We start from the raw sequence: 17,825 nt of genomic DNA, 5'->3' as shown, positions 1-17,825 counted from the left end.
CGTCATGAGCCTGACGTTCGCGACATCGGCGGCCACGGCGTTGGCGTTCGGCCTGCTCCCGGCGATACGCGGCACTCGGGTGCCGCTGGCCGAAAGCCTCAAGGAGCAGTCGCGCGGTGTCATTGGAGTCGAGGGCCGCGCCGCAGGCATCCCGCTCGGCAAGATCCTGGTAGCGGGTCAGATGGCGATCGCCATCCTGCTGCTGGTCGCGGTGTTGTTCATGCGGAGCCTGCAGGCCCTGGTGAACGTGGACGTGGGATTCGATCGAGACCACGTGCTGGTGGCGCGGATCGACCCGCGTTCGTCTGGCTACACCGTGGCCGAGTTGCCAGCGTTGTACACGCGTGTCGCCGACGGTGTCGGTCGCGTGCCAGGCGTGGCCGCTGTCAGCCTGTCCTGGACTGGCGCGTTCACCGGGCGGAATCGAGGCAATTTCCTGGTCGAGGGATACGTGCCCGCTTCAGCGGAGCGAATGGAAACGCGCAAGAACTGGGTCACGTCCGACTACTTCGAGACCGTGGGACTGGCCATCACGCAGGGACGCGCGTTTGGCGCGGAGGACTCGGCAACCACCCGGCGGGTCGGCGTCATCAGCGAGACCATGGCGCGGCGGTACTTCCCCAATCAGAGTCCCATCGGCAGGCGATTGAGTTGGGGAAGTTCGAACTTCGACGCAGACGGATACGAGATCGTTGGCGTGGTGGAGGATGCTCGTTACAACGACGTGAGGACCGAGTCGGTCAACATGACGTATCTGCTGGCGACGCAATCGGATCGATATGCCAACCACGTGCAGGTGCGCGTCAGCGGCGAACCGGCCGCCGTGATCAATGCGGTTCGAAGCGCCCTGCGCGAGTCGGAGCCGCGCCTTGCCATCGGCGCGATCGAAACGCTTGACGAAGGCATCGTCAGATCGATGGGCGTCGAGCGGCTCCTCGGCTGGCTGACCATGACGTTCGGTGCGGCGGCACTCGGCCTGGCATGCCTCGGCCTGTACGGCACGGTGTCGTACGCAGTCAGGCGTCGCACTGCCGAACTGGGCATTCGCATCGCGCTCGGCGCCAACCGCGCCGCCGTTCAGTGGCTCATCGTGCGCGAGGCGCTGCTGTCGGTGCTGCTGGGTGGAGCGATCGGGCTGCCACTGGCCTTCACCGCCGCACGCGCCGCGGCCGGCTTGTTGTACGCCACCACTCCGTTCGATCCCGTTGCGTACGGGACAGCAGTCGGCGTGCTCGCAGCCGTCTCTGCGTGCGCGGCATACATCCCGGCACGACGAGCCTCACGCCTCGATCCGATGATCGCGCTTCGGATGGAGTGAACGGGGCAGAGGCTGCGGCGAGCTACCGCGCGCTCTTCGCCGGCGTGATCACGATGTTGCGGTACTCCACCGGGCCATGATCGCCCTGCAGCAGCAACGGGCCTGGGTCCGCCTCGGCGCTGTCGAGCGCGCCGCCGGTGATCCCCGGGATCTCGCGGTTGCAGATGACCGTGGTGCCGTTCAACGTGAACGTGAGCATCCGGCCGACGAGCGTGACATCCATCGTCTGCCACTCGTCCGCGGCGCGGGCCACGCTCTCGCTCGGCGCGATGAAGCCATAGAGCCCGCCGAGATGATGTGACGATGGCTCGAGCCCGGCGGCGTCGTCGACCTGCAGTTCATAACGGCCGCGCAGGTAGACGCCGCTGTTGGCGCCCTTGGGCACGCGGAACTCCAGGTGCAGCTTGAAGTCGTCGAATTTCTGCGCCGTCACCAGGTTCGAGCCGCTGTCGGCGTTCTTCAGGATGCCGCCGACCGCGCTCCACTTGCTGTCGCGGCGCCCGAGCGGTTGCCAGCCCTCGAGTGACTTGCCGTCGAACAGCGTGACCGCCGTGCCCCAGGCCGGCGCTCCTGCGCGCCGCAACGACGGGGCCCGAGCGCCGGACCACGTCACCGTCTGGCCGTCTCCCATCGTCATCGACCCGGTGATGCGATCGCCATCGAGGCGTCCCTCGAACGTGATGTCGCGAGGATTGCTGTCCCACTGCGGCGGGATTGCGAAGCGGAAGGTGCCGCCGGTGAACTCGATCTTGCCGATCGGGCGCGCACTGCCGCCCGACCCCACGAACTGTCCCACCAGGGTCGCGGTGCCGGAGCGTTCCACCTCGAGCCACGATGGCGACGTCTGCGTGCCGCGCTGGACGACGAGGTCCCAGCGGTCCAGCAGCGCATCGGATGCGCTGGGTGACTGTGCGAGGGTTGCCGAGTAGCCGACAGCGACGAGCATCAAGGCGACGCCGTATGCGACGCGAGCAATCATGGGCCCTCCCGGGCTCGGCTCCTGCGGTGGGTCGTCCGTGGACGCCGATGGTGGTCAACGAATGAGCGGCCGCGTCGCGCATCGGCGCCAAGTATATCGGCAGGACGGGAACGCGACAGACGGCGGCTGGGCAGGCGCTTCGTTCATCGGCTTGCGCTCCGTTGGGTTCGACGCTGCGGGTCCTCGCGCTCTCCGTGCTCCGCCGCGAACCGGAGGATGTCGCCAGGCTGGCACGAGAGCGCCTCGCAGATCGCCTCGAGCGTCGAGAAGCGGATGGCGCGCGCCTTCCCGGTCTTGAGGATCGAGAGGTTGGCCAGCGTGAGGCCGATCCGATCCGCGAGCTCGGTCAGGGTCATCCGCCGGTCGTGGAGGACGTCGTCGAGCATGACGACGATCGCCATGTCACACCGTCCCTTCGAGGTCGTCGCGCATGAGTGCGCCTTGGGCGAACACGCGCGCCAGCAGGAACGTGAGCAGTACCGCGAGCCAACCGTTGATCGAGAAGCCTGCATCCAGGTGGATCGGATGTGCCGGGGTCGACATGGACCTGGCGATTGCGCCGATGACGATGCTGAGAAGCTGCAGCGCAAGCAGCACCCACGCAATCGCCTGCAGGCGCCCCGCGTTCGCGGCGACGAACGGGTCGCCCGCCCGAACCGTCTCGACAATCGCGAGCAGCCGTTTGAGGACGGCGTAGTGCAACGGGATCGCGGCAAGTCCGATCAGCGCGATTGCGCGAAAGCCCAGGATCACCTGATCTGCCTCAGGCGAAGGGGTCAGGTCGAGCGAGGACATGATCCATTGCCTGGTAGGCGTGGCGACAAGCAGGGCGGCGATCGCGACGCCGGACAGCCAATTGACGACGATGAGTATCCGTAACGCGACGTACGCGATGGGCAGCGCGGCGGATGACGAGGCGGGGCTCGACATGATTCACGACCTTCGATATATCGACTATCAATAATCGATTTATCGAATATCGTCAAGTCAAGTATTGAAAAGCGATAAATTCCTTCGCAGGACCATCAGGTCAGGTCCTCCGCCTTGACGGCGATGAACCGATCCATCAGCGCCGTCGTCTGTGCCCAGTCCTGCGCCTCGACGCGGAGACGGCGGCGACCGGCCGGTGTCAGCCGATAGAACCGCGCCCGCCGGTTGTTGTCCGAGGTACCCCACTCCGAGGCAATCGCCCCCTCGTGTTCGAGTTTCAGGAGCACCGGATACAACGTGCCCTGATTGACGGCAAGCAGGTCGCCGCTGATCTGTTCGATGCGGCGGGCGATCCCGAATCCGTGCAGTGGCCCGAGCACTTCCAGCGTCTTCAGCACCATGAGTGCCAGAGTGCCCTGCTGAACATCCCGCTTGGTCACGCGCCAGGCTCCTGTTGGGTTCCAAAATGAGTCTATCGTGTTTTCATTTTGGAAAACAACAGGAAGTTGATGGGGCTCAGCCTTCCCATCGCTCGGCTGGACGCAGGGCAGGTGCACGCCGCTCGCCCGGAATGCCCGCCTTCCCTCCACGCCGGGGATGCGCGCGGTTCAGCCGGGACGAGAAGCGTCCGAGGAAGGGGGCTCCGGCGGGACGCTCAGCGAAACCTCACGCAAGGCTCACGTCACGCTGAAGACAAGGAGGGCCGGTCGGAGCGATCCTTCGGCATGGTGTCCATGCGTCCTCGAACGCCGGTCAGACGGCTGCATGAAATGCGGATGGTCGGCGTGGGATCGACACGCGGGCGGGCTGAGGCGGCGCTCGCCGTCCTCCTTGCCACAGTCATGGTGGTCGTGGGCGCCGGAGCCGTCTGGGTCCTGTCCACGGCGCCCGTTCACCAGAACGCCGCTGCGGTGCCGTCAACGGCGGATGACGCGCCATCGGTCCCGTACGCGGGTCCCGCCGAGGAGTCCGGGCGGCTCGCTCGCGCGCTGGCCGCAGGCGACAATCTGCCAGGCGTCTCTGTGGCCGTCGCCGTCAATGGCGAAATCGTTTGGGCTGAAGGCTTCGGCTGGGCCGACGTCGAGGGCCGCACCACGCTCACGCCGCTCACGCGTTTCCGTCTGGGGGCCCTCTCGAAACCGCTGACGGCGGTGGCTGCCGCTCTGCTGCACGACCGCGGGCGCCTCGATCTCGACGCGCCGATTCAGCGCTACGTTCGGGCCTACCCACCGAAGCAATGGACGGTCACCACACGCCAGTTGTTGGGCGACATCGCGGGCGTCCACCGCATCCGCGGCGACAACAACGACGCCATGCCCGTCAGCCATTGTGAGAGCCTCGGCGAGGCTGTGGCGCTGCTGGCCGACGACCCGCTGCTGTTCGAGCCGGGCACGCAGCACCGGTACTCCATCTGGGGCTGGATTCTCGTCAGTGCCGTGGTCGAGGGAGCGGCCGGGGAGTCCTTCAGTCGCTTCATGGCTCACCAGGTGTTCGAGCCGCTCGCCATGACGCGCACTGTCGTCGCGGAAACCGCCGGTCTTGACAGCGCTCACCCGTTCTACGCGCCGCGCGCGATGCTGCGTCCCCAGCTCGGCGTCGAGGAGGCGAAGCGGCCGGACTACTCCTGCCTGGCGGGTGCGGGGGCATTTCTCTCGACCCCGTCGGACCTGGTGCGCCTCGGTTCAGCGATGCTGAAGCCTGGCCTGTTGAAGGCTGACACGATCGCCGCCTTTCAAACTCCCGCGCGGCTTCCGTCCGGCGCCTCCACGACCTACGCGCTGGGCTGGACTGTCAGCAAGGTGCAACTCGGTGGCGAGCCGGCACGGATGGTCAGTCATCGGGGCAGTCCCTCGGGCGGCACCGTCTCGCTCCTGACATTCCCCGACCTCGGTCTCGCGGTTGCCGTCGCCGCCAACGTGACGGAGGCCAGGGGCCTGCATTCCTTCGCTCTGCAAGTGGCCGAATCGTTTGTCAGGTCCCGGAATCGTCAGCCGTTGCCGCCACGCTCGAGGCTCGAGGCGCAATCCCTGATCCCCGGTGCCGAATCCCAGCCCGTCGACGGCAGCACGCCAGCGCATTGACGAAGGCCGCTCACATCAGCGCACGTGCGAGCCAGACCAGCGGTGGTGCGGTGGCGACCGAGATCGCGCTTGCCGCGACAAGCCCCGCCGTGCCCGCAGCGCGATCACGCACGGTGCCGGGAGCGCCCCCCACGCACGCAGAACGCCGGCAACAGCACGACACACGCGAGGACGATGACGGGTACGAGCCGCAGCACGGAATGAGCGCCGCCAGCAGCAACGCCACGGGCGCCATCGTCACAATGCGGGCCATAGGGCTGGCTGGGCGGGAGCGTGCGGCCTATCTCTGGACCGCACGGTTCGTGCGGCCATCAATCACGGTGACCTTGTCGCTCAACCGATTGGCGACGAAGATCAGGTCGCGCACCGGGTCGACTGCCACCGCCCATGGCGCCTTGTCAGCAGGCACCGTGGCGGCCACGGTGTTGGTCCGGCCATCGATCACCGACACGCTGTTCGCGTGGGTGTTGACGACGTAGATCCTGTTCGTCTTCGTGTTGATCGCGATCTGCTGTGGCCACAATCCGACCTTGATCGTCGCCATCGTCTGGTGGGAGCCACCGTCGATCACGGTGACGTCGCTGCTTCCGTAGTTCACGACGTACACGCGGTTGGTGATGTCGTTCACGGCCGCGGCCATGGGCACGTTGCCGGTGCCGACCGTGGACACGACGCGGGTCCGGGTGTCGATGACCGTGAGCGCATCGTTGTTTGGGCTCGGCAGGTAGAGCAGGCCGGTCGTCGCGTTGAAGGCAGAGTCCCACTGATGGAAGCCAGGCACTTCGATTCGTGTCGGCTGGTTCGTGACGCCATCGACGACGGTCAGGAAGTTGTCCTCGTAGCCGACGAAGTAGATCTGGTTGGCCTTGACGTTCACCGACAGCGCGTTGCCCTCGGTGCCGGCGTGAATGACCGTCGACGTCCTGGTCGCCAGATCGATGACCAGAGGATCCGTCCCGGTGCTCGCCGAGACGTACAGCTTGTTGGTGGACGGATTGAGGGCCGTCAGACTGCCGCGATCGGCCTTCAGGGTGTCGATCACGGTATCGGTGTCAGGGTCGATCACCGAGATCGTTCCGGGCCCCCGGTTCATGGCGTAGACCCGGCCGTCGCGCGGGTCGAGCGTCAGGTCCTTGACGTTGGCGCCGGTCCTGAGCACGACCACGTCACCGGTGGCACCCGTGACGATCTTCACGACGCCGAGGTCGGGGAATGCCGCGTACGCCTTGCCGTTGCGGGTGTTGACGACGACGCCCCTGGGGCCGTCCGTGACGCCGACCTGGGCGCCGCCTTCACGCGCGCAGATGCTGACAGCCGCAGCGATCGCGAGTCGAGCGCCCGCTCCGGAGACTCTCATCGTGGTCGGCGCACTGTACTATGCCGACCACACGGTGAACAGCGTCCTGCCTTCGATCGTCGGCGTCGCGTGGCTGCTGGTGGGGCCCGGCGTACTCGCCGTTCAGCCGACCGCCGCGCCGCGTCCGCGCGTGCTGGCGTTCTTCACGGCTGGCGGCGAACTCGATCATGTCCTGTTCGCCCAGCAGGCGATGCGCGCCTTGACGGCCGGGGCCGCCGACGGCGGCTACGCGTTCGCGGCGACGACCGACTGGGAGGCGCTGAACGACACCAACCTCCGCGACGTCGGTCTGGTGATCTGGTTGAACGACATGCCCCGCACACCAGCGCAGCGTCAGGCCTTCGAACGATACATGGCCGGTGGTGGCGCGTGGCTCGGATTCCACGTCTCCGGCTTCGGCACCGCCGCATGGCCATGGTTCACCGAGTTCATGGGGGGTAGCCGGTTCGCCGCCAGCAACTGGCCATCGCTGCCGGCGCGCGTCAACGTCGACGACGCCGGACACCCGATCGTGAAGGGCACGCCGCCGACGTTCGTTGCGCCGATCAACGAGTGGTACGCATGGACACCGAGTCCGCGCGCCAATCCGGACGTCAAGGTGCTGCTGACACTGGACGCGTCGAACTTTCCGCTGGGCGTGAAGAACACGCTCAACGGTGGCGACGTCCCGGTGGCCTGGATCAACACCAGGTTCAGGATGGTCTACCTCAACTACGGTCACGGCGACCGGATCTATTCCACTCCCGTGCTGCCAGCGATGATCGACAACAGCGTCCGGTTTCTGCTCGACCGTGGGATCTAGCCGCGGGACTTGTCCCGCGGGAAGCGCGCCGGACAAGTGATCCATGGCGCCTGCGCCACTGGTAGTCACGATATCCGCTCCAGGTAGGCTGCAGGCCGTAGGCCGTAGGCGCGAATATCGTGGGAGTCCGACGGCTACGTCCGTGTTCGCGCTCACATCCCACTACGAAGGCCGATGGCCGAAAGACGAAGGCCGGTCGCGCGTGGCGTCTCCCGTGTTCTGCCGCTGACCGTCGAACAAGTTCGACGGCTACGTCCGTTTCGCGGGCGTTTACCGTCCTTACGACTTGTCAGCCGAAGCCTTGGCGAAGGCGGATGGCCGCATGACGAAGGCCGCCTCGCGTCTCGCTGTGCTCCTGCATTCCTGTGGCTCCTGTGCTCCTGTGTTCCTGCCCTAACGTGCGCCCGCCCACCGGATGGCGTTGAGGAAAAGCCGCGTGAAGGTGGGGCTGTCGAGCAACTCCTTCTTGTGGCCGAACTGGAAGTACACGTTCCTGGCCTTGTAGTGCGGGTTGGACCAGATCACCGGGTGATCGCCCATCTTCACCGTGCGCGGCGGATCGTAGCTCTGCTCGTCGACGGTCGCCAGCACCCGCACGTCCGGCCGGGGCGACCGGTCGTACGTGTACCACTCGTCGTTCTCGATAGTGAATGTGGAGGACAGTCCACTGAAGACGGGATGCGCGGCATCTTCCACGTGCACCACGCCCGTCGCGAAATCCGGGATGTAGCTCTTGAACACGATACTGCCCATGAACTGATGGAAGAAGGGCGACATCTCGAAGCCATCGAACTTGCCGAGCAGGGACGCGTGGTGGAACCCGACCCATCCAATGGTGCCCTGTTCCATGGCCTTCTTGAAAGCGGCCTCGGCCACCGGCGTCCAGCGATAGGGCGGGTAGTTCACCTGGATGAACAGATCGTGCGCAGCGAGATACGCCTCGTCGATCGGATCGGTCGTGCGGATGTAGTCGACGACGAAGCCCTCAGTCGTCGCCGTTTCGCGGAGCCACCGCAGCGCGGCGTCAGCGAATGGCTGGTGGATGGTCTGGCCCGGTTCGGCGAGCGCGATGACCCGTCGAGCCGCAGGCTGCGTCGCCGCCGCGGTCGCCGGATGGGGCACGGGGACACCCGTGACCAGCGCCACCAGTGTCAGCGCGACCAGGCACGTCGCTTGCGTCACGCGATTGAAACGGAAGGAGGTGTGATGCGCCATCATTCGGCGAGGGGCCTGATCTTCACGTTCCTGAACCAGAAGATGCTGCCGTGATCCTGGATGGCGATCCGGCCGGTCTTCGCCTTGCCGTAGTCGGGGGCCGTCTTCCACTTGCCGGAGTCACGCAGCGTGTTCCATGCCGGGGTCCAGCGCTCGAACTCGAGCACCTTCTTCTCGTTCAACCAGTGTTCGACGTGAGATCCACGCACGACCAGCCGCGTCGTGTTCCATTCGCCGACCGGCTTCAGCACCTTCTGCGCCGCGTCGGGCGCATGCATCGAGTAGTTCGAGCCCGCCGTGCGATCCGGCTCCAGCTTGATGTGAAAGTCGACGTCGTCGATCAACTGGTACTCCGGCCCGGTCTTCCAGGCGGCGTCGTACTTCGGATCCTCCACGACACCGTACATGACGCCACTGTTGCCGCCCTTGGAGGCCTTCCACTCGAAGCGCAGCTCGAAGTTGGTGAACTCGCGATCGGTGATCAGATCGGCCCGCTTGTCGCTGCCGTAGTTGCTGCTGACCCCGACCGTCTTGAGCGCGCAGTCCTCGATCGCCCACGCGGCGAGATCCTGCTTGTTGTAGCCGTGCCACCCGGCCTTGGTCGCACCGTCGAAGAGCAGCGTCCAGCCGTCGGTCTTTTCCGACGGAGACAGGACGTTGGTCCCCTTGCAACCAGTGGCCTGCGCCGACATACGCGGCCCCGCGTGCACGATCAATGCTGCGGCGCACACGATCAACGCCGACCATCGTATGGCTTTCATGTCGACTCTCCTTCGATCCGCGACTCGGGTGCGTGTCCTGGCGTGAGACGCTAACACACGCAGGTCACCACTCGAAATCACCGCTCCCTTTGGACGCAGGCATCAGCCGCCGCGTGTGTTGCGGTCCTGCCTTTCGAGAAACACCGAATCGCCGAATTCGTGGGTGCGGTAGCCGACTCGAGTGAGCTCCTCGTCGACGAGGGCGAGCGTCGAACTCGTTGCAAACGCGCGAAGAAGCTCGTGATGACTCGTGCCGGGTTCGTGGGTACCCGTGAGAATCGCGTCGACGATGCGGAGCGCGCTGCCAGGTCCCAATCGTCCGGTCGCGAGTCCCTCACCGGGGCGAACACGGCCTTCAGCGCCCGCGTGCTCCAGTGCCCTCACGACCGACGTGCCCACGGCAACGACACGACTGCCGCGCGCGCGGGCGCGGTTGACGAGACGTGCCGTGTAACGCGGAATGACATACGGCTCGTCGAAGGGGAGCATGGCGTCGAGCACCGGGTCGCCAGTCGAGGAAAGGCCCGCGGCATGCGTGACCGTCGCGAAGCCGATGCCTCGGGCAGCCAGCGATTCGAGTAGTCCCCAGCTCAGTGCGAAGCTGGCCGATGGCGGTTCGAACGCGACGGGGAGGCCGGCAATCGGCGTCCACGTGTCCCAGATCGCCAGTGGCTCCTGCAGGTGGGCGTACTGCACGGGATGTCCGTGCCTCGCGAGCCCCCTCCAGATTTCATCCGCGGTGCCGTCGAACTGCAGCAACACGAGCCTGCGATGATTCACACGCGACACGACGGCCGCGCGAAGTGGGCCGAGCAGGAGTCGATCGCCGCGATTGAGCGCCGGCGGCTGCGGGCGATCTTCTGTCGGCACGCGGAAGTCGCCTTCGCCGAACACCACGGCGAGGACTCGACCGATCGTGGAGGGCGACAGCGACGTGCGAGCCGCGAGGCGAACCTCGATCTCGCGTCCGCTCGGCGCGTGCGTGCCTCGGAGGCTCGCCGGGAGTGTCGCGGCGTCGTTGGCAATCACGACGTCGGTCGGCTTCAGCAGGTCGATCAGTCGGGAGCGCATCATGTGTCGCGGCTGCCCGAAACGATCGACGCCGAACAGGCGTGCGTCAGCCGGCCGCTGGATGGGAGCGGTCGCGGGGATCATCGCTCTGCTCGTTCCCGCAGGGCTCCTGCCAGGCTCGGGGACGTCTTTGTCAGCATGTCCTCGATCAGTTCGACGAGCTCGCGGGCGGAGGTGGCCGGGCTCTTGAGTGCGGCCCGATCGGCATCGGGAACGGCTGCGGCATGCAGCGGAGTATCCATGTCGCCCGGGTCGAACGAGATCGACCGCACTCCGATTGAGCCGAGCTCTTCCTGCCAGATTCGCGTCATGTGCAGCAACGCGGCCTTGCTCGTGCCGTACGCGCCCCAGTTTGGATACGCGTTGATGGCGGCGTCACTCGAGATGTTCACGATGAGCCCCCCGCGTCCTTCACGGGCGGCGGCGGCGAGCGAGCCGAGCAGGGCTTTCGTCAGGCGGAATGGGCCGAGCACGTTTGCGGCGATGGCGTGCTCGAAATCCTCGCAGTCCGTATCGGCCAGTGGCATGAGGGGCACCGGCCCCAGACTGGAGGCGTTGTTGATCAGCACATCCACGCCGCCGAGCGCGCTCGCCAGCTGGATCGCCGTCGGATGGATGTCCTCTTTCCGGGCGACGTCACCGGCGATCCCGTGAGCCTCGGGCCATCGCCTCATGACTTGGTCGATGCCTTCGCGCCGGCGCGCCACGAAGGCGACGTGTGCTCCCCGTGCCAGCGCTTCCTCGACCAACGCCAGCCCGAGTCCTGATGTTCCACCGGTGATGGCCACTCTCCGGCCGGCGAGGCGGGGCGATGTGCGCCGGTTCGCGCGGCGGTCTGCAGGTATGTGGGTTGACATGTCCTCATGCTAGAAGTTAAAGTGAACTTTAAGTCAAGTGCCATTCGTGCACCACCTCCCATGGCCGACCTGCTCACGATCTCGGAAGTGTCCCGGCGCAGCGGCGTGGCCTCATCCGCGCTGCGCTTCTACGAGGAGCGAGGGCTGATCCGGTCCGAGCGAACGGGCTCTGCCCATCGCCGGTACCCGCGCGCGGTCCTGCGCCGGCTCGGCTTCATCGTGTTCGCGCAACGGATTGGGTTGTCGCTGGCGGAGATTGGCGCTGAACTCGCACAGCTTCCCGCCAACCGCACGCCGGATCGCTCCGACTGGGCGCGCATCTCCAGTCGGTGGACACGTCGGGTAGATGAGCGCATCGCCGAACTCCAACGGCTGCGCCACAGCCTGACCGCGTGCATCGGCTGCGGCTGCTTGTCCCTCGAGGAGTGTCGGCTCTCGAACCCTGCCGACCGTGCCGGCAGGCTCGGCCCCGGTCCGCGATACTGGCTCGACGACAAGCGACCGGACTGACCGAGCGTGGCTCCCTCAGTCCTCATGAAGCGCGCGACGCCAACTCCCGCGAACCGCCTGACTCGCCGGCACGATCGACGCTGCCGTGCCGATGGCGCCGAAGAGCACGACTGTCCCGACAAGGGTTGGCCCGTGGGCAGCCGGCAGGCCGTAGAAGAAGGCGGAGATGACGTGCACCACACCGAGTCCGACCGCGAGGCCAAGACCTAAGCCCGCTGCCACCAGCAGCGTGCTCTGCCGGCACACCATCCTGACAACACGCGCGCGGGGAGCACCGAGCGCGAGACGAATGGCGAACTCCCGGCGCCTGAGCGCGACCGCATAGGCCGTGACACCGTAGATGCCCATCGACGTCAGCAACAGCGCCACGAGCCCCATCACACCGCTGATGGTCGCAAGGACACGTTGCGGTGTCAGCCCCAACGCAATCGCATCGGCCAGCGATTCCGTGCGGGCGAGGACCAGGCGCTGATCGGCCTGCTGCACGACGGTGGCGATCAGCGGGGCCAGGCTCGTCGCGCCGCGACCGCGCGCGACGATCGACATCTGTCCGATCATGCCCATGTCCTCGCCCTGCGCGAGCGCCAGGTAGACATAGGGCTCGGCCAGGCCGTCGATCAGACTGCTCGACCGGATATCGCCCACCACGCCAATGACAGTCGCGAGGCGCTGTTCGGTGCGGCCTCCGCTGGCATTGACGGGCGGGAGTCGCAGCGACATTCCGATTGCCGACTGTCCGGGCCGGAGCCGATGGGCGACCGCCTGGCTGACGATGACCACGGCCGGTGCCCCCGCGGTGTCGTTCGAGGTGAAGTCCCGTCCCTCGATGAGGGGAATGCGGAGCGTCGAGAAATAGCCGCTCTCGACGATGTTCCACGCAGGCGCGAAGGCCTCCTGGGAGCCTGTGCGATCGCCCGGAACGACAGCGCCCAGGCCAATGCCCTCCCAACCGCCTGGCGGCACGCGCGCGAGCGACACGACCTCCACAGCTGGTATCTGCCGCATGCGATCGAGCATCGTTTGCCAGAACGCGGCCTTGTCCTGTCGCGTCTGGCCCGCCACGGCGAGATCAAGCGTCGCGACCTCGACGCCGCGCGCATCGAATCCGGGATCGGCGGCGCCGGCATGGCGCAGGATGCGAACAAACGACGCGCTGAGCACGACGAGCAGGACCGCACACGCGACCTGGCCGATCACGAACACGCTCCGCAGCCGCGATCCCCCGGACGTTGACCACACTCCGGCCTTGAGCGACGTGCCCGCGTCGACCCTGGAGCCCCTGAACGCCGGCACGATTCCAAAGACCGCGGCCGCGCCGATCGAGAGCGTGAGGGCGAAGAGCAACACACGCCAGTCGAGCGCCAGGGGCAGCTCGATGCGTGTCGGCAGCGCCGGCAGGAGCCGCGCCGCCAGTCTCATCAGCGTACGTGCCAGGCCAATGCCGAGCAGGCCGCCGCAGAGAAACAGCACCGCCGTTTCGGTCAACAACTGTCGAACGAGGCGCCCACGTGGGGCGCCGAGTGCGGTGCGGAGCGCCATCTCCCGCGACCGTGCCGTCGCCCGTGTCAGGAGGATGCCCGCGACGTTGGCACAGGCCGCGACGAGCACGAGGGAGACGAGCGCGAGCAGCACCGCAGCAAAGCCGAGCACGATGTTCCGGTCGCCGCCGGCACGTGAGAACGGCAGCGCGTCCAGTCGTCGCGCCTGGACGGCCGAACCACCGTCTCGATCAATGGCGTCGCCGATCGCCCGCACCTCAGCCGCGGCCGCCGCCGGCTCGATGCCTGGTCGCACGCGACCGCCCGCCAGGACCGGACCGTTCCCCCTGGACGTGCCGAAGGTCATCCAGATGTCGCACCGCCGGATCCCCGTCCCCTGGAAGCCCGGCGCTGCAACGCCGACGACGGTGGCTGGCCGCCCGTTGATCTGCAGGACCTGACCGATCACCGCGTCGTCGCCGGTGAACCGCTGCCTCCAGTAGTCGTAGGCAAGCACGACCGCGGTGTCGTCGGTGTCGACGAATACCCGTCCCCGCCACGAAGACGCTCCGAGCGCCGTGAAGAAACTCGCGGTGACCGATCGGCCCACGACCGGCTCGGCGGTCTGAGTGCCGGACGGCACCAGGCCCATGACGTGAGGGAACATTTCCTCGGCGAACACGCTCGTCAGCGACGTCGTGCGTTCGACGATCTCGAGATAGGCGGCGTAATTGACCGGGTTCAGGCCCCCATCGCCGCGAGCCGAGCCGATGGAGACAAGCGCGTCAGGATCAACGATGCCCATCGGTGGGCGGAAGAGCAGCGCGTTGGCGATGGTGAAGATTGCGGTGTTGGCGCCAATCCCGATCGCGAGCGACAGGACTGCCGTGGCGGCAAACACCGGGCTGCGACGCAACACCCGGAGTCCGTGCGCGGCATCGCGCCGGGCATCCTCGATCCAGCGAAACGCGCGAGTACGCCCGTCCAGGTCGAAATCACGTGCGAGCACATGACGCATGGGCGACGCCCCTTTCCCTAAGCGCAGGAGTTTCACGGATTCGTGACGCGTCCCCTGCGTCACATACACGCCACCATTGGGAAAGTTTCAGATGCTGAGTGCGATCATGCTCCTGAACGGGTTGGGCAATCTGGCGTTACGCGGAATCAGGAGACAGCCATGGTAGTCCGCATCTGGCACGGACGTGTTCCGACAATGAAGGCGCCGCGCTATCGCGAGTTCCTGAACCTGCGAGCGATCCCGGACTACCGCTCGGTGCCGGGCAACATCAGCGTCCACATCCTCGAGCGGCAGGACGGCCCGGTGACTCACTTCATCACCATGACATTCTGGGACAGCATCACGGCTATCCAGGAATTTGCCGGCGCCGACGTTCAGGCTGCCAAGTACTATCCAGAGGATCGAGACTTCCTTGTGGAGTACGAGCCCCACGTGGTCCACTACGAAGTCGTGGGCAGCGCGTGACGCCTGGCTTTGCTTCCAGACCGAGGCGGCACGCCGGACAGACTGGAGGGTGCGCATGGATCTCCTCCTTCGTGACGTGACGCCCGCCGATGCCGAGGCCGTGGTGAGGATTCTCAATCCCATCATCGAGGCGCGCCTCTACACAGTGTTCGACCAGCGCTTCACGGTCGACGCCGAGCGCGACTACATCGCGCGATTCCCTTCAAGGGGAGTGTGGAAGCTCGCCGTGCGCCAGCCGGGCGGCGAGGTCGTCGGGTTCCAGGTCCTCGAGCCGTTCGGCCCGTACACCACGTCGTTCGACCATGTCGGCTCGCTCGGCACGTATGTCGCGCTCGATCAGAGGCGCCAGGGCATCGCCAGCGCTCTGTTCCCGGCGACGTTTCACGCAGCCGTTCAGAAGGGGTTCGAGAAGATCTTCACGTTTGTCCGAGCCGACAACCCGGCGGCGCTGGCGGTCTACACGGGGCAGGGCTTCACCGTTGTTGGAACGGCGAAACGGCACGCGAAGATTGACGGCCGCTACATCGACGAGGTTCTGATCGAGAGAGCCCTGGATGGCCGATGGGCCGGTGCGTTCAGTGGCGCCAATGGCTGACCGAGCATCATGGGTCGGCGGCGGAGGTCTGGCTGGACGCGCCGAGGGGGCGAGCGTTTCCACCAACGCCAGCATGCCGGAGTGAAAGTCGAGATGACTCCCGCGGCGCGGTGGTCATGGGCGTTGGACGAATGCCGCACCCCACGGTCCTTGACCTACGGGAATCGTTTTGGTGACGCGGCGAGCTTCGAGGTCGATGACCGCCACTTCATTGGATGGGCCGTTGGCCGTGTAGGCGGTCTTGCCGTCAGCCGCGATTGCCAGGCCCCAGGGGCGCGCACCAGCTTCCACTGAGCTGACGACGGCATTCGTTGCCGTGTCGACGATCAGGAGTTTCTTGCTGCGTCCGGTCGTGACGTACAGGAACTTGCCGTCTGGCGCCATCGCCGTACCCATCGGTCGCATGCCCTCGCCGAGCTGGATGGCCGTGACCACCTTCAGGGTCCTGGCATCGACGACGGTCACCGTGGCCCCCTTCTCTGCCGGCACGTACGCCATCGAGCCATCAGGAAGGAAGGCAATCGACCGGGGCCTGGGACCAACCTTGACCGACGTGACGACCTTGTGTGTGGACAGGTCGATCACGAACACCGCACCGTCTGCTTCCGACGTCACCCAGACTCGATCGGCCCCCGGTTGTACGGAGACGCCTTCTGGCTCCTCACCGATCGAAAAGCTCTCGAGGATGGCCCCCGTCGCGACGTCAACGACGCTCGCCTTGGCCGCGTCCTCGTTCGCCACGAACACGCGCGTCCCGTCATGGCTCACTGCGACGACTTCCGGATCGGTTCCGCTCGGCAGCACTTTCAACAGCTTCATCTGGCGGAGATCCACGACGCCGACACCGTCCGCGGTCCGATCGGGCGGCGGCAGCGTCGACTCATCCACGCCAGGCGGGGCGGGCGGAGAACCGCTCAACGCCACGTAGAGCGTGGTGCGATCCGGGGACACCGCGATTCCCCGTGGGCGCTTGCCCAGGGCGACGACGCCGACGACGGTGCCGGTCGTCGCGTCGATGACCGAGAGATCCCCGGAGGTTTCGTTGGTGACGTAGACGCCCAGCCGGGGCGCTTCGAATGGCGCTGCCGGAGTGGACTTAACGGTTTCGGCCGGTGGTTCCGCCTGGCGGCAGGCGCCAACCAGCACGAGTGTCGCCAGAGCGGTTGGAACGAAGAATCGGATCATCGGAGTCCATCAGGGCTGAAGGCGCTCAATTGTAGGGTCAGGTGGCGCAATCGGTCGTCGCGTCAGCCCCGCCGCGCCGCCTCGATGGTGGCGACGTCGATCTTCTGCATCTGCATCATCGCCTCGAAGGCACGCTTTGCCTCACCGCCGCCCGCCGCAAGCGCGTCGGAGAGCACGCGTGGAGTGATCTGCCAGGAAAGACCCCAGCGGTCCTTGCACCAACCGCACTCACTTTCCTGGCCGCCATTGCCGACGATCGCGTCCCAGTAGCGGTCGGTCTCCTCCTGCGTCTCCGTGGCCACCTGGAAGGAGAAGGCCTCGCTGTGCTTGAAGGTCGGGCCGCCGTTGAGGCCGAGACAGGGAATGCCAAGCACGGTGAAAGTCACCGTCAACACATCGCCTTTCTTGCCGCCCGGATAATCACTGGGCGCATGGTGAACCGCGGTGACCGCACTATCGGGAAAGGTGGCGGCGTAGAAGCGCGCCGCCTCATGCGCGTCGTTGTCGAACCAGAGACAGATCGTGTTCTTGGGTTTCATGCTCGTGTGCTCCTTGTGCCCGGTCAGCGCGAACGCGACAACTTCCGTGCTGCCGAGCAGATGCCGCCGTCCACCCAGCTGGCAGTCATCGTGACGCCACCACACAGCGGCATCTGACATCGTCCCGCGAGGGTCGGATCATCGACCCGCCACGTTCAGGATGTTCCCATCCGGATCCTTGAACCACGCCACCTTCATGTCACCCGAGACGTACACATCGCCGTCGCGACTCATGCCTGGCATGTCGTAGTGCTCGAAGGTGACACCCCTGGACTTGAGATCCGCGACCTCTTCCTTGACGTCGTCGACGGTCCAGGTCACCGCCGTGGCCTTGTTCGTGCCGGCGTACTCGGACCGGTACACGTTGATCTCTGACGTGCCGCTGCGGAACACGACCAGTTCGTGGTCTTCCTCATGCACTGGCGTGAGACCAAGCGTGTTCTTGTAGAACGTCGTCGCGACAACGAGGTCCTTCACTGCGACATTCGCCACCGCCTTCTTGTTACCAAGCATGGGCTTCTCCTTCCTGCTTTCAAGATGAGGAGGCTCTACCGCACTCACGGGCAGGAAGAGCCCCGTCGAACCCTCGCGAGGCGATGCAAGTTCAGTACCCGTCGATGACGACGAGCTTGCGCCAGACAAGCCCGCTGCGGCACCGCAACTG

General features: G+C 66.2%; 20 protein-coding genes. 6 read left to right on the top strand and 14 right to left on the bottom strand.

Features of this window, described 5'->3' with window-relative positions; genetic code table 11:
* Positions 1 to 4: 4 nt before the first annotated feature.
* Entirely contained in the window at positions 5 to 1,318 is a 1,314-nt protein-coding gene (locus tag LuPra_RS26365) for an FtsX-like permease family protein (RefSeq protein WP_110173524.1), read from the top strand.
* A gap of 22 nt (positions 1,319 to 1,340) precedes the next feature.
* Here LuPra_RS26365 and LuPra_RS26360 read toward each other — a convergent pair whose 3' ends face one another.
* From LuPra_RS26360 to LuPra_RS26345, 4 genes are all read right to left on the bottom strand, one after another.
* Entirely contained in the window at positions 1,341 to 2,297 is a 957-nt protein-coding gene (locus LuPra_RS26360; protein WP_110173523.1) for a 3-keto-disaccharide hydrolase, read from the bottom strand.
* A gap of 143 nt (positions 2,298 to 2,440) precedes the next feature.
* Positions 2,441 to 2,698 (bottom strand): helix-turn-helix domain-containing protein, encoded by a 258-nt coding sequence (locus LuPra_RS26355; RefSeq protein WP_110173522.1) that lies wholly within the window; start codon positions 2,696 to 2,698, stop codon positions 2,441 to 2,443.
* A gap of 1 nt (position 2,699) precedes the next feature.
* Complete coding sequence (locus tag LuPra_RS26350) at positions 2,700 to 3,227, bottom strand: DUF2975 domain-containing protein (protein WP_110173521.1); 528 nt, start codon at positions 3,225 to 3,227, stop codon at positions 2,700 to 2,702.
* 95 nt (positions 3,228 to 3,322) lie between these two features.
* On the bottom strand, positions 3,323 to 3,667 hold the full coding sequence (locus tag LuPra_RS26345; RefSeq protein ID WP_237050699.1) for a PadR family transcriptional regulator: 345 nt from the start codon (positions 3,665 to 3,667) through the stop codon (positions 3,323 to 3,325).
* A gap of 345 nt (positions 3,668 to 4,012) precedes the next feature.
* Here LuPra_RS26345 and LuPra_RS26340 point away from each other — a divergent pair, with 345 nt between their 5' ends.
* Positions 4,013 to 5,308: a serine hydrolase domain-containing protein gene (locus LuPra_RS26340; RefSeq protein WP_157899712.1), complete on the top strand. Its 1,296-nt coding sequence runs from the start codon at positions 4,013 to 4,015 to the stop codon at positions 5,306 to 5,308.
* A 10-nt stretch (positions 5,309 to 5,318) separates the two neighbouring features.
* Here LuPra_RS26340 and LuPra_RS26335 read toward each other — a convergent pair whose 3' ends face one another.
* Together LuPra_RS26335 and LuPra_RS26330 are read right to left on the bottom strand one after the other, a co-directional pair.
* Positions 5,319 to 5,561, bottom strand: coding sequence for a hypothetical protein (locus tag LuPra_RS26335; protein WP_110173519.1), 243 nt, complete (start codon positions 5,559 to 5,561; stop codon positions 5,319 to 5,321).
* Between the two features lie 27 nt (positions 5,562 to 5,588).
* Positions 5,589 to 6,665, bottom strand: a complete 1,077-nt coding sequence (locus LuPra_RS26330) for a YncE family protein (protein ID WP_110173518.1) — start codon at positions 6,663 to 6,665, stop codon at positions 5,589 to 5,591.
* A 1-nt stretch (position 6,666) separates the two neighbouring features.
* Here LuPra_RS26330 and LuPra_RS26325 point away from each other — a divergent pair, with 1 nt between their 5' ends.
* Positions 6,667 to 7,467 carry a ThuA domain-containing protein gene (locus LuPra_RS26325; protein ID WP_157899711.1) on the top strand — a complete coding sequence of 267 codons (801 nt, stop codon included), beginning with the start codon at positions 6,667 to 6,669 and terminating at the stop codon, positions 7,465 to 7,467.
* A gap of 393 nt (positions 7,468 to 7,860) precedes the next feature.
* Here the strand turns inward: LuPra_RS26325 and LuPra_RS26320 are convergent, their stop codons facing one another.
* The 4 genes from LuPra_RS26320 to LuPra_RS26305 all read right to left on the bottom strand — a co-directional run bounded on the left by LuPra_RS26320 (position 7,861) and on the right by LuPra_RS26305 (position 11,371).
* A complete protein-coding gene (locus tag LuPra_RS26320) occupies positions 7,861 to 8,682 on the bottom strand; it encodes a ThuA domain-containing protein (RefSeq protein WP_110173516.1) in 822 nt (273 codons plus the stop codon).
* Positions 8,682 to 9,443 carry a 3-keto-disaccharide hydrolase gene (locus tag LuPra_RS26315; protein ID WP_110173515.1) on the bottom strand — a complete coding sequence of 254 codons (762 nt, stop codon included), beginning with the start codon at positions 9,441 to 9,443 and terminating at the stop codon, positions 8,682 to 8,684. The genes LuPra_RS26320 and LuPra_RS26315 overlap by 1 nt, the downstream gene beginning before the upstream one ends.
* Positions 9,444 to 9,545: 102 nt before the next feature.
* Complete coding sequence (locus LuPra_RS26310) at positions 9,546 to 10,598, bottom strand: S-adenosylmethionine:tRNA ribosyltransferase-isomerase (protein ID WP_110173514.1); 1,053 nt, start codon at positions 10,596 to 10,598, stop codon at positions 9,546 to 9,548.
* Positions 10,595 to 11,371 (bottom strand): SDR family NAD(P)-dependent oxidoreductase, encoded by a 777-nt coding sequence (locus LuPra_RS26305; protein ID WP_110173513.1) that lies wholly within the window; start codon positions 11,369 to 11,371, stop codon positions 10,595 to 10,597. Before LuPra_RS26305 ends, LuPra_RS26310 begins: the two co-directional genes overlap by 4 nt.
* Before the next feature lie 60 nt (positions 11,372 to 11,431).
* Between LuPra_RS26305 and soxR the strand changes: the two genes are divergently transcribed.
* A complete protein-coding gene (soxR, locus tag LuPra_RS26300) occupies positions 11,432 to 11,881 on the top strand; it encodes a redox-sensitive transcriptional activator SoxR (RefSeq protein WP_110173512.1) in 450 nt (149 codons plus the stop codon).
* Positions 11,882 to 11,896: 15 nt separating this feature from the next.
* Here the strand turns inward: soxR and LuPra_RS26295 are convergent, their stop codons facing one another.
* Positions 11,897 to 14,377: an ADOP family duplicated permease gene (locus tag LuPra_RS26295; RefSeq protein ID WP_110173511.1), complete on the bottom strand. Its 2,481-nt coding sequence runs from the start codon at positions 14,375 to 14,377 to the stop codon at positions 11,897 to 11,899.
* Positions 14,378 to 14,536: 159 nt separating this feature from the next.
* Here LuPra_RS26295 and LuPra_RS26290 point away from each other — a divergent pair, with 159 nt between their 5' ends.
* Complete coding sequence (locus LuPra_RS26290; protein ID WP_110173510.1) at positions 14,537 to 14,842, top strand: antibiotic biosynthesis monooxygenase family protein; 306 nt, start codon at positions 14,537 to 14,539, stop codon at positions 14,840 to 14,842.
* A gap of 55 nt (positions 14,843 to 14,897) precedes the next feature.
* Positions 14,898 to 15,437 (top strand): GNAT family N-acetyltransferase, encoded by a 540-nt coding sequence (locus LuPra_RS26285; RefSeq protein WP_110173509.1) that lies wholly within the window; start codon positions 14,898 to 14,900, stop codon positions 15,435 to 15,437.
* 114 nt (positions 15,438 to 15,551) lie between these two features.
* Here LuPra_RS26285 and LuPra_RS26280 read toward each other — a convergent pair whose 3' ends face one another.
* From LuPra_RS26280 to LuPra_RS26270, 3 genes are all read right to left on the bottom strand, one after another.
* On the bottom strand, positions 15,552 to 16,622 hold the full coding sequence (locus LuPra_RS26280; RefSeq protein ID WP_110173508.1) for a YVTN family beta-propeller repeat protein: 1,071 nt from the start codon (positions 16,620 to 16,622) through the stop codon (positions 15,552 to 15,554).
* A 62-nt stretch (positions 16,623 to 16,684) separates the two neighbouring features.
* Positions 16,685 to 17,161: a VOC family protein gene (locus LuPra_RS26275; protein WP_110174879.1), complete on the bottom strand. Its 477-nt coding sequence runs from the start codon at positions 17,159 to 17,161 to the stop codon at positions 16,685 to 16,687.
* A 138-nt stretch (positions 17,162 to 17,299) separates the two neighbouring features.
* Positions 17,300 to 17,674, bottom strand: coding sequence for a VOC family protein (locus tag LuPra_RS26270; RefSeq protein WP_110173507.1), 375 nt, complete (start codon positions 17,672 to 17,674; stop codon positions 17,300 to 17,302).
* Positions 17,675 to 17,825 lie beyond the last annotated feature (151 nt).

Origin of the sequence: Luteitalea pratensis (assembly GCF_001618865.1) — a bacterium.
GTDB lineage: Bacteria > Acidobacteriota > Vicinamibacteria > Vicinamibacterales > Vicinamibacteraceae > Luteitalea > Luteitalea pratensis.
This window is presented reverse-complemented; position numbering and strand designations above follow the sequence as displayed.